Raw genomic sequence first — 10,603 nt, 5'->3', positions numbered from 1 at the left:
CTCATTGACGAAGTTGTTGAAAAGATTATTAAGATAATAAAAAATTAACTGGACACATTCATTTCCTGGTGGTTAGTTCTGAGGGTTTTTGGGGTATTTGCTGGCAAGCCCTGAAAAAGTCGTCTCCCGCATCTCAAAAAAATAAAAGAAAGAAACGATCAGGGGTAGCGTCACAAGGATGTGCTACTCTTTATTTTTTCTTCCACCTCGCCTCCGCCGCCTTCTTGGCAATCTTCACTCGCTTTGCCTTTGAGAGCTTCTCCGCCCGTGCCTTCCCCCCTTTAAGGCCGCCCAGCCTGCCAATAGCAACCGCATGAGGGTTGCGGGGATCCTCAACAGCCGTTTCCATTTTCTCGCCGGTGGCAAGATCGACAATCGCCTTTGCAAGCTGATTGGTGTCGCGTGGTCGTTTGGGTTTTCTCATAGCCAGAGAATATAAGCAATTCAGGGCGCGCAGTCAACCGTTTTGCCACTAGATAAATTTCAAACTGAGACACTACCTCCCGCGAAAAAAGCCCTTTAATCAGCGTGACATCTTACTGATTTTGCAAGGGATAAAATAGATGGAAAAATCCCGGTTGGGATATGAAAAATGTGAGGCAGGATCGTGAGGAAAGCCAAAAACGGGGTATAATTTTTTGCGCACGAGGCGCACCATCCTCAACGAACACGCATCATCGAGCACACAAAAACCGTGAGGGCGGCTTACGAGTTCATTTTTTGCAGAAATTCCTCATTGGATTTTGAACCGCGCATGCGCTCCAGAAGGAATTCCATCGCCTCTACCGAGGACAATTCACTTAAGAATTTTCGCAAAATGTAAACACGATTCAATTCGAACTCGCTCAACAGCAATTCCTCTTTACGGGTGCTGGAACGATTGATGTCAATCGCCGGGAAAATGCGGCGGTCTGCGAGCCGGCGGTCGAGTTGCAGTTCCATGTTGCCCGTGCCTTTGAACTCTTCAAAGATAACTTCGTCCATGCGGCTGCCGGTGTCGGTGAGGGCCGTGGCGATAATGCTCAAACTGCCGCCCTCTTCGATGTTACGCGCCGCGCCAAAGAAGCGTTTGGGGCGTTCCAGCGCGGTGGCATCCAAACCGCCGGAGAGAATTTTGCCGGAATGCGGCACCACGGCGTTGTGCGCGCGCGCCAGGCGGGTGATGGAGTCGAGCAGAATCACGACATCCTGGCTGTATTCCACCAAACGTTTCGCTTTTTCCAGCACCATGTCCGCCACTTGCACGTGACGCTCTGGCGGTTCGTCAAAGGTCGAGCTGATAACTTCGGCGTCTACCGAACGTTCCATGTCGGTGACCTCTTCCGGGCGTTCGTCGATGAGCAGCACGATCAGTTTGATTTCGGGGTGATTGGCGGTGATGGCGTTGGCGATTTTTTGCAGGATGGTGGTTTTACCGGTTTTGGGCTGGGCGACGATCAAACCGCGCTGGCCTTTGCCCAACGGCGCCAGCAAATTGATGATGCGCGAGGAATAATCCCGCGCCTCGTGCTCGAGCTTGATGCGTTTGAGCGGATAAAGCGGCGTGAGGTTGTCGAAGAGAATCTTGCTTTTGGCGACGTCGGGGTTTTCAAAATTCACGGCCTCGACTTTGAGCAGCGCGAAAAAGCGTTCATTCTCTTTGGGCGGGCGAATCTGGCCGGAAACGGTGTCGCCGGTGCGCAGCCCGAAGCGTTTGATTTGGCTGGGCGACACATAGATGTCGTCCGGGCCGGGCAGATAATTGTAATCCGGCGAGCGCAAAAAACCGTAGCCATCAGGCAAAACTTCCAGTACGCCGTCAGCGAAGATCAAGCCTTCTTTTTTGGTTTGCTCTTCGAGAATGCGAAAAATGAGATCGGATTTTTTCAGGCCGGCAGAGCCTTGCACATTCAACTCTTGTGCAACTTTGTTAAGCTCCGCGATCTTCATGGCCTTCAATTCAGCGATATCCATGGTAAACCCTTTGCATTAAAATTTTTACACGCGTTTCATTGCATCATAATTTTTTGGGCAGAGAAAGTACAGCATGCGCGCAGAACCCCGTAAACCAGGCTTTCGGCCTGCGGCATTCCGCGCATGCGCGGGACGTACGTCTGTTGTTGTACAACCTAAAGCAGTAAATCAATCAGAAGCGTATCAAGCAGGTCTCAGGCTCTCTTCGGATTGAGCGCTGAAGAAGTGGGATTTGCTCATATCAAACGTGAGGGGCAACTGGCTGCCGATCGGGGGCTCCGTGCGCGAGGTGATGCGAGCAACCAAATTCGTCGCGCCTAGGTTCGCATACAGAAAAATTTCACTGCCCATCGGTTCGACCACTTCCACCTCGCCCGCGACTTCGACTTTTTGGGTGAGCGACGCCGTGTCGCCTGCGAGATGAATATCCTCCGGTCGAATGCCGAACACGACTTCCTGATCAATATATTTTCCTAAGGAGGACTCGAACGCCTGCGGAACCGCAGTTTCGAAGCGTTCATGCTTAAATTTCAAACCGCCGTTGCGCATGATCTTGCCCGGCATGAAATTCATTGCCGGCGAGCCGATGAAGCCGGCGACAAATTTGTTTTGGGGGACATGGTACAGATTCAACGGGGTGTCAATTTGCTGCACCAGGCCATCTTTCATGACCACAATGCGGTCGCCCATGGTCATGGCCTCGATTTGATCGTGCGTCACATAGATCATCGTCGTTTCCAAACGGCGGTGCAGCTTGGAAATTTCGATGCGCGTCTGCACGCGCAACTTGGCGTCGAGATTCGACAACGGTTCGTCAAAGAGAAACACCTGGGGTTTGCGCACAATCGCGCGCCCGACCGCCACCCGCTGGCGCTGCCCGCCGGAGAGCGCTTTGGGTTTGCGCGTCAAAAGCTGTTCAATATCCAAGATTTTTGCCGCTTCCCGCACGCGCGCCTCGATTTCGGCTTTCGGATATTTGCGCAGCTTCAAGCCGAACGCCATGTTTTCGAAAACCGTCATGTGCGGATAAAGCGCATAATTTTGGAACACCATCGCGATATCGCGATCCTTGGGCGGCACCTCATTCACCATGCGTTCGCCAATAAAAATTTCGCCGCTGGAAACCTCTTCAAGTCCGGCGACCATGCGCAAGGTGGTCGATTTGCCGCAGCCGGATGGCCCCACTAAGACAACAAATTCTTTGTCACGAATGGAGATATTCGCGCGATTGACGGCAATCACGCCTTTGTCATAGACCTTGCTGACATCGCGCAATTCAACACGGGCCATATTAAAGGATGGGTATTCAGTGGTTCAGAACGTCGATAGGTATGTTAGATTGGATTATGCGTCGCAGGCTTTAAAATTGTGGCGCAATGTACAGATTCAGATTTTGATTGTCAAGCACTTTGTCGGAGATCAAAATGAATTAATTTTAAAACAAAAACCGCTAACGCTGCTAGGCGGGGTTAGCGGTTTTCAAAAATTGCCATTCGTTACCTTTTTTCTTCAATACGGGCAGCGCGGCCTTTCAATTCGCGCAAATAATACAAGCGCGCGCGCCGCACTTTGCCGCGACGCAAGTGATCGATCTTCTCGATGTTGGGCGAATGCAGCGGAAAAATACGCTCTACGCCGATGCCTTCGGAAACCTTGCGCACCGTGAAGGTTTCGTTGATGCCGTTGCCGCGGCGCTGAATCACGACGCCTTCAAACGTCTGCGTGCGCTCTTTGTCGCCTTCCACGACCTTGTGATGCACCGCCACGGTATCGCCGGGCCAGAAATCCGGGTGATCGTTGCGTAGTTGCTGCGCGGTTAGGGCATTGATGATGTTCATGTGAGATATCCTCCTTGACCTTGGTCATTTATTTCGGTTCGAGTAAATCCGCTCTGCGCTCGCGGGTGCGGGCTTCCGCCATGTTTTTTCTCCACTCCGCTATTTTGGCGTGATGGCCGGACATCAATACTTCCGGCACGCGCTGGCCGCGAAACTCTTCCGGCCGGGTGTAATGCGGATAATCAAGCGCATTCTGCTGAAACGAATCTCCGATTGCCGAGTCGAGATCGCCCAACACGCCGGGAATCAACCGCACCACCGCATCTATCACAATCATTGCCGGCAGCTCGCCGCCGGTCACAACATAATCGCCAATCGAAAGCTCTTCGGTCGCCAAAAATTCACGCACCCGCTCATCAACGCCTTTATAGTGGCCGCAGATGATGATGATACCCGCTTCATGCGCCAGCTCGTTGGCGCGGCGCTGCGTAAAGGTCGGGCCCTGCGGCGACATCAATATGACTTTGGCGGAAGCAAGCGGATAGGTTTCCCGAATATGCTCGACGCACGCGAAGATCGGCTCCGGCTTCAAGATCATCCCCGGGCCGCCGCCGTAAGGATAATCATCTATCGAGCGGTGCTTATCCGTGGTGAAATCGCGCAAATCATGAATAAAAATTTCGACGAGTTGGCGATCGAGCGCGCGCCTGATGATACTCTCGCTCAGCGGGCCGGCAAAAAGCCTGGGAAAGCCGGTGACGATGTGAAACTGCATATTCTCTTTGAAAACTAGCGTTCAGAGTCGTCGAGCAATCCCGGCATCGGCTCGATTTCAATGCGTTGTTGCGCGAGATCGATTTTTTTGATCACCGAGCTAATCGCCGGAATCAGCCACTCGTGCCGGGCTTCGTCATGCACAACCCACACGTCATTTGCCGGGTAAGGCACGATGTCGCTCAACGTGCCGAGGCGGCGTCCCGCACTTGTGAACACGGGCAACCCGATCAAATCAAACGCATAGTATTCGTGTGAGGGCGCCGGCAAACACAACGCGCGGGGAATTGTAATTTCGGCGCCGCACAGCGGTTCAACGGCTTCGATGGAATCGAGTGTGCGGAATTTCAACCGCAAGCCTCGCGCTTCGATGATTGCCCGTTCGATTTCGAAATCGCCCAAATCCTGGCCGCGCAGGCGCAACGCCACTTGTTTGAGCCGGCGAAAACGCCCGGGATCGTCCGTTTCCGGCATGACTTTGACCATGCCGTGCAAGCCGTGCGGCCGCAGAATAACGCCGATCGTGACGATTTTGACTTCTGCCATGACGTTGTGAGATAAACCATGCCGTCCACGGCTTCGTTAAGCAGCCGCGGCGATGCTCTCGGATTTTTTCTCTCAAATATGGCTTAATTTGCCGGCCGGCGCGCGGGGCGAAACCCGCAGCTGAACATGATTCCCCTCAGTTCTGACCACTGGGGAGATAGCGTCTTTATGCTTCCCGCCCTATTCGAGAATCTCGAGCACGGCTCGCTTGCCGGTTTTGGCGGAAGCCGCGGCGATCAGGATGCGCAGCGCTTTTGCCGTTTGACCGTGCTTGCCGATCACTTTACCCATGTCGCCCTGGCCCACGCGCAATTCAAATACCACCGTGCGCTCGCCATCGACTTCCGCGACCACGACGTCATTGGGTTTGTCCACCAAATGTTTGACAATGAACTCGACGAATTCCTTCATGATCAACCCTCCAAGGGTAAGTCCCTAGTGATTCCGCAGTCGGCGCCATTTCCAAAAGCGGGTCAAAATCCTAGGAATTTTCGCTCCTTCATGCCGAAATCGCTTCCAACTTCAGCGCTAGTTTGCTGAAACCAACTTGTGTCCCTCCGCATCATCTACTTCAACTTACACAAGAACGCGAATCATTAGGAATAGGCGAAATTTCTCTACCCTACCCGGAGGTTGAGGCAAAATCAACAAATCTCTCGCACTCGCAACGAGACTATTGTCATCGGCGTTGTCGCAATCAGGAACCGCTTTCTGCGCTGGCAGGAGCGCTTTCTGCCTTGGCAGCTTCGGCTTCCTTCTGCTTCGCCTTTTTGCTTTTCTTTTGCAGGCGCAACACTTCGGCGCGCTTGATCCTTTCCGCTTGCAGCGCTTCCCACTTCTTGACTTCGTCGCCGATTTTAGCGTCCTCCGCACCGCGCTTCTTGAGATGCCATTTCAGCATCACGCCGCGGCGGCTAAAAATGTTGCGCACGGTGTCCGTCGGCTGCGCGCCGGTGCTGAGCCAGTAGAGCGCGCGTTCCTCATTCAGCGTCACCGTTTCCGGCTCCGTACGCGGATTGTAGGTGCCGATTTTTTCCAAATATTTACCGTCGCGAGCGGCGCGAGAGTCGATCGCAACGATGCCGTAAAACGGCTGTTTCTTCTTGCCCATTCGGTTCAGGCGAAGATGAACGGCCAAAATGAACCTCCTTACATCTGTTGAGTTTTATATGTTGTTCTGCGGGGTTAATTGAATACTCCCCGTGATTATCACCAGACCAATAATATTCTTTCGCAATCCGGCAATTTAAAACCTACGCCCTTTGCGGCCGCCGCCCATTTGTTTCATCATCTTTTTCATCATTTCATACTGTTTGATCAGGCGATTCACGTCCTGCACGGCGGTGCCGCTGCCATTGGCGATGCGCAAGCGCCGGCTGCCGTTCAAAATTTGCGGGCGCTGGCGCTCGCCGGGCGTCATCGACTGAATAATCGCCTCGACGCGCACCAGGGCTTTTTCGTCGACCTCGGCATCTTTCGGCAATTTTCCTCCCAGCCCGGGAATCATGCCCACGAGCTGGTTGAGCGGCCCCATTTTTTTGACGGATTGCAGTTGCTCGTAGAAATCTTCCAGGGTGAATTCGGCTTTGCGCAGCTTGGCTTCAAATTCACGCATCTTTTCCTGATCAACCGCTTGCTGCGCTTTTTCCACCAGCGTAACAATATCTCCCATGCCGAGAATGCGCGAGGCAATGCGCTCCGGGTGGAATTTTTCCAGCGCGTCGAGCTTTTCGCCGGTGCTGATAAACTTAATAGGCTTGTTGGTAATGGCTTTGATCGACAACGCCGCGCCGCCGCGCGCATCGCCATCCATTTTCGTCAGCACCACGCCGGTGCAATCCAGGCGCTGCACGAACGCCTGAGCCGTGTTTACCGCATCCTGCCCGGTCATACCATCGGCGACGAACAGAATTTCGTGCGGCTTCAGATTCTTCTTGATCGTCACCAACTCGTTCATCAATTCTTCATCGACATGCAAGCGTCCGGCCGTATCGAGAATCGCGATGTCCAGCATGCGTTGCCGCGCCTCGGTGACGGCGTTTTTACAAACCTCAAGCGGGGTCGAATTCGGCTTCGAAAAGAATCCCACTCCCGCGGCCTCCGCGACGATGCGCAACTGCTCAACTGCTGCCGGGCGTTGCAAATCCGCTGCAACCAGCAAGGGCCGGCGGCCCTTTGACTTCAAGAATTTTGCCAATTTGCCACAGAACGTGGTTTTTCCCGTACCCTGCAATCCCACCACCATGATCAACACCGGCGGAATGCTGCTTTCGCGCATCGGCGTGTCGTTGCCGCCGAGCAACAGGGTGAGTTGCTCGTGCACGATCTTGATCATCTGCTGCGCCGGCGTGATGCTCTTGAACACCTCCGCGCCGATCGCCTTTTTTTCAACCGCTTCGACGAAGTCTTTCGCGACTTTAAAATGAACATCGGCTTCCAGCAGCACGCGCCTCACTTCACGCGTGGTCTCCGCGACATTTTCCGCGGTGAGCTTGCCGTGCCCCTTCAGCTTTTTGAAGATTTCTTCGAAATGACCCGAGAGCTGTTGAAACATGTAATAACGAAATTAAAAAATCCGCTCGACGCGGATACCTAAGTGCGAAATCGAACCCACATTTGATTTTAGAGCCGCGAAATGTATTAAAAAACAAAGTGGGATGCAAGCGAATTTTCCCATCATCATTTTGGCAGTGGGGGGAGGGCGTACGCGAAAACGGAGTAGGTGAATAGTGAAGTATGGACCAATAAAACAAGAGCTTAAATCGCCGATTGCGAATCCGGTGAATCGAGGTATCTTCCGATTTAGTTTTTAAATCGTGGCTGGCAAAAAGAAAATAGTTCCATTTGATTCGTGTGTGTGGAGGGCGGCAACAGGCTAAATCTTCTTTTATTGGCAATCCCGGTTCATTCCGCCACGGCTTGGCCGTGTCCCTCGTAGGCGAGATATGATCAAGCCCCGGCCTGGCTGTGACTGAGCATTACCGAATGCTCAGTCACACCGTTGTCCGCTTTATCAAAAATAAAAAGCGCGCCGCCGAGACCTTGCCCGTCATTGCCGCCGGCGCCGCCAGTTGCGGTGTTGTTTTGGAAAGTCACACTTTTCATCGTGAGCGTGCCGCTGGCCACGAAAATCGCGCCGCCCGCGCCCATGCCGCCGCCGGTAGTCGTCCCATTACCGCCACCGAAGCCGCCTTGACCATCATCATTACCAGTATCACCATTATTGCCATTACCGGGAAATGCAAGGCCGCCGCCGCCAAAACCGCCTCGGCCAAACGCGCCGCCGCCATCAATAGCGCCGCCGCCACCGCCACCGAAGCCCGCGTCATCCGGACTACCACTTCTGCCGCCACTGCCAAAAATAGCAATGCCGCCATTCGTGCCGCGCGCAGAAACCGTGGCGTCGGTCACGCTGCCGCCATATTCATAACCCACTGCGCTGCCCAAAACGCCGCCCGATGCGCCACCCGAGTTTCCGTTACCTCCCATGCCGCCGCCGCCGGTGACGTTACCGCTACCGCCGTTGCCGCCGATCGCATCATTGTCTTTCAGCGTGACATTGATGAGCGTCAAGTTAATGCTGCCGCTCGCCACGTCCGTGGGATTCGCGCCCTGCTTGCCTTCGTGCATGAAAATCGCGCCGCCCGCGCCCATGCCGCCGCCGCCGCCGTTGCCGCCTTTCGCATAGCCGTCCGCGAGCGTGAGATCTTGAATGATGATTGTGCCGTTTTGAATCCAAAAAATGCGCGAGGCATCGTCGCCGCTGATGGTGAGATTGGCTTGGCCGGGGCCATTGATGGTGACGTCATCGGTGATCACCAAAAAATAATTGGCCGGGTTCACGGTGATGGTGCCGCTCACGCCGGTCGCATCAATGATGTCCGCGCCGGGATTCGCATTGGCGTCGAGAATCGCCTGCCGCAGCGAACCGGCGCCGGAGTCGTTGGTGACGGTGTACGTTGCTGCTGCTAGAGGCAGCGCGCTCATGAGCGCAAGGATCGCCATTAAAATGGCACGCGCCATTGCCTGCGCAAGAAAAAAATCTTTCGCGGGATCAACATATTGTTGCTCCTTGAATGAGTAAATAAGTGTCATGATGCGCAGGAACTGCTGCGCGGCAGGGTGCATCTGTTTTTAAATCAAAGCCATCCGTGGAGGGAAATCAGCCTGATCGTGAAATCGGCTTTGGGGCCGATAACGATAAATAACTATAAGTACCATCACTCGCCGTTTATGGGTATCACGTATGTAACAAAGAAATCTTTTTTAGGGCAAAGGGCCAAGGCCTAGAGCCTGGAGCGGAGGGCGTCAAGCTTTTGCCTCTTGCCCGCCTCCAAATGCCCTCTGCGCAAACTGCCAGGGCGTGCAGCCATACCGGTCGCGAAAACAGTGCGCAAAATAAGCCGGGCTGCGAAAACCGCTGCGATTTGCCACTTCCGCGATTGCCAGGCGGCGCTGGCACAACAAAACCGCGGCATGCTCCAGCCGCATATTGCGCAACAACTCGCCCGCAGCCGGCTGGCCCAATTCCCGCAAGCGGCGGTGAAGCTGCATGCGGCTCACGCCCAGTTTGCGGCTCAGCCGATCCACGTTGAAATCCGCCTCGCCAAGATGCAGTTTGATCTCGGCGAGCGCGGTGTGCAAAAATCCTGCGAATCAGTTTTGGTCATTGCTTCGGATTTTCTTGCCCGGGCATCGGAATGGCGCCGAGCTGCATCATCATCGTCATGCTGTCCGTCAGACCCCAATGCTCCACCGCCTTGCCGTTGGCCAGACGAACAATGTCGAAGCCTTTAACTTCGATTGTTTTGCCGGTTGGCGCCATATCCATGAACTGGCCTTTGTGGGTGCCGCGAATGGTGATGTAGGCCCAAACTTTGTCGCCTTTGGCAACCATATCATTGACCTGAAACTGCAAATCCGGAAAGGCGGCGCGAAACATCGTAAAAAATTCCTTCAGGCCCTCGCGGCCGGGCTTCATGCCGGGCGTTTCTTCATGCTCAACGAACTCCGCGGCGACCAGCTCGTCGATGAGTTTCAGATTGCCTTTATTCACGACTTCTTCATAGAAGCGCTTCATCGCCGCTGTATTTTTTTCTTCGTCGCCGCCAGCAAGCGCTGCGGTCGAGGCGCACAGGGCGAGGATAACGAGACAAAAACGTGCAACGATCTTGTGGTTCAGCATGTTCATTCCTCTCGATTAAAAATTTGAAAATTGTGTGAGTTGTGGCTTCGCTAGCGTGGGCTTGCGTGTCTTCAGTCTTTTCTGGGAGTTGCCGGTTTGCCTTTGAGTTCAATCACAATGACTTCAAAAGGCTTGTCTCCCTTGTTTTCCGGCAGATGCTTGCCGGCGGGATCCCAGATGACTTGTCCGGCATTTACCGTTACCGGAACCGTCTTCCCGTCCGGGAATGTGAACTGGCCTTGTGCATCCGTCAGAAACACCGCCACGACGTTGGGATGCTCGTGCATCACGGATTTTTCTCCGGGCCCGTAAGTGACGCGCAACACCCGCACCTGGTCGTTTTCAAACTCGACTTTGTAGTGCGTCG

Annotated in this window: 12 protein-coding genes and 1 pseudogene; 1 reads left to right on the top strand and 12 read right to left on the bottom strand. The window is 54.1% G+C overall.

Annotated elements, in window-relative coordinates; genetic code table 11:
• Positions 1-190: 190 nt before the first annotated feature.
• The 9 genes from FBQ85_19660 to FBQ85_19620 all read right to left on the bottom strand — a co-directional run bounded on the left by FBQ85_19660 (position 191) and on the right by FBQ85_19620 (position 7,605).
• Positions 191-424 carry a hypothetical protein gene (locus FBQ85_19660; GenBank protein ID MDL1877352.1) on the bottom strand — a complete coding sequence of 78 codons (234 nt, stop codon included), beginning with the start codon at positions 422-424 and terminating at the stop codon, positions 191-193.
• A gap of 281 nt (positions 425-705) precedes the next feature.
• A complete protein-coding gene (locus FBQ85_19655) occupies positions 706-1,953 on the bottom strand; it encodes a transcription termination factor Rho (GenBank protein ID MDL1877351.1) in 1,248 nt (415 codons plus the stop codon).
• A gap of 183 nt (positions 1,954-2,136) precedes the next feature.
• Positions 2,137-3,243, bottom strand: coding sequence for a sn-glycerol-3-phosphate ABC transporter ATP-binding protein UgpC (ugpC, locus tag FBQ85_19650; GenBank protein ID MDL1877350.1), 1,107 nt, complete (start codon positions 3,241-3,243; stop codon positions 2,137-2,139).
• 206 nt (positions 3,244-3,449) lie between these two features.
• On the bottom strand, positions 3,450-3,791 hold the full coding sequence (locus tag FBQ85_19645; GenBank protein ID MDL1877349.1) for a 50S ribosomal protein L19: 342 nt from the start codon (positions 3,789-3,791) through the stop codon (positions 3,450-3,452).
• A 28-nt stretch (positions 3,792-3,819) separates the two neighbouring features.
• Positions 3,820-4,506, bottom strand: a complete 687-nt coding sequence (gene trmD / locus FBQ85_19640) for a tRNA (guanosine(37)-N1)-methyltransferase TrmD (GenBank protein ID MDL1877348.1) — start codon at positions 4,504-4,506, stop codon at positions 3,820-3,822.
• Between the two features lie 14 nt (positions 4,507-4,520).
• Positions 4,521-5,051, bottom strand: a complete 531-nt coding sequence (gene rimM / locus FBQ85_19635) for a 16S rRNA processing protein RimM (GenBank protein ID MDL1877347.1) — start codon at positions 5,049-5,051, stop codon at positions 4,521-4,523.
• Positions 5,052-5,231: 180 nt separating this feature from the next.
• The gene (locus FBQ85_19630; protein MDL1877346.1) at positions 5,232-5,462 is read right to left on the bottom strand and encodes a KH domain-containing protein; all 231 of its coding nucleotides are present in this window, start codon (positions 5,460-5,462) and stop codon (positions 5,232-5,234) included.
• 286 nt (positions 5,463-5,748) lie between these two features.
• On the bottom strand, positions 5,749-6,189 hold the full coding sequence (gene rpsP, locus FBQ85_19625; protein ID MDL1877345.1) for a 30S ribosomal protein S16: 441 nt from the start codon (positions 6,187-6,189) through the stop codon (positions 5,749-5,751).
• Between the two features lie 108 nt (positions 6,190-6,297).
• Entirely contained in the window at positions 6,298-7,605 is a 1,308-nt protein-coding gene (locus tag FBQ85_19620) for a signal recognition particle protein (protein ID MDL1877344.1), read from the bottom strand.
• 672 nt (positions 7,606-8,277) lie between these two features.
• Here FBQ85_19620 and FBQ85_19615 point away from each other — a divergent pair.
• Positions 8,278-8,364 (top strand): annotated as a pseudogene (locus tag FBQ85_19615) (DUF2497 domain-containing protein).
• A gap of 995 nt (positions 8,365-9,359) precedes the next feature.
• Here the strand turns inward: FBQ85_19615 and FBQ85_19610 are convergent.
• The 3 genes from FBQ85_19610 to FBQ85_19600 all read right to left on the bottom strand — a co-directional run.
• Entirely contained in the window at positions 9,360-9,695 is a 336-nt protein-coding gene (locus FBQ85_19610; GenBank protein ID MDL1877343.1) for a helix-turn-helix transcriptional regulator, read from the bottom strand.
• Between the two features lie 22 nt (positions 9,696-9,717).
• Entirely contained in the window at positions 9,718-10,242 is a 525-nt protein-coding gene (locus tag FBQ85_19605; protein MDL1877342.1) for an ester cyclase, read from the bottom strand.
• Positions 10,243-10,307: 65 nt separating this feature from the next.
• Positions 10,308-10,603: cupin domain-containing protein (locus tag FBQ85_19600; protein ID MDL1877341.1), on the bottom strand; the 296-nt coding region annotated here is incomplete at its 5' end.

This window comes from Cytophagia bacterium CHB2, assembly GCA_030263535.1.
In the GTDB taxonomy this organism is placed as follows: Bacteria; Zhuqueibacterota; Zhuqueibacteria; order Zhuqueibacterales; family Zhuqueibacteraceae; genus Coneutiohabitans.
This window is presented reverse-complemented; position numbering and strand designations above follow the sequence as displayed.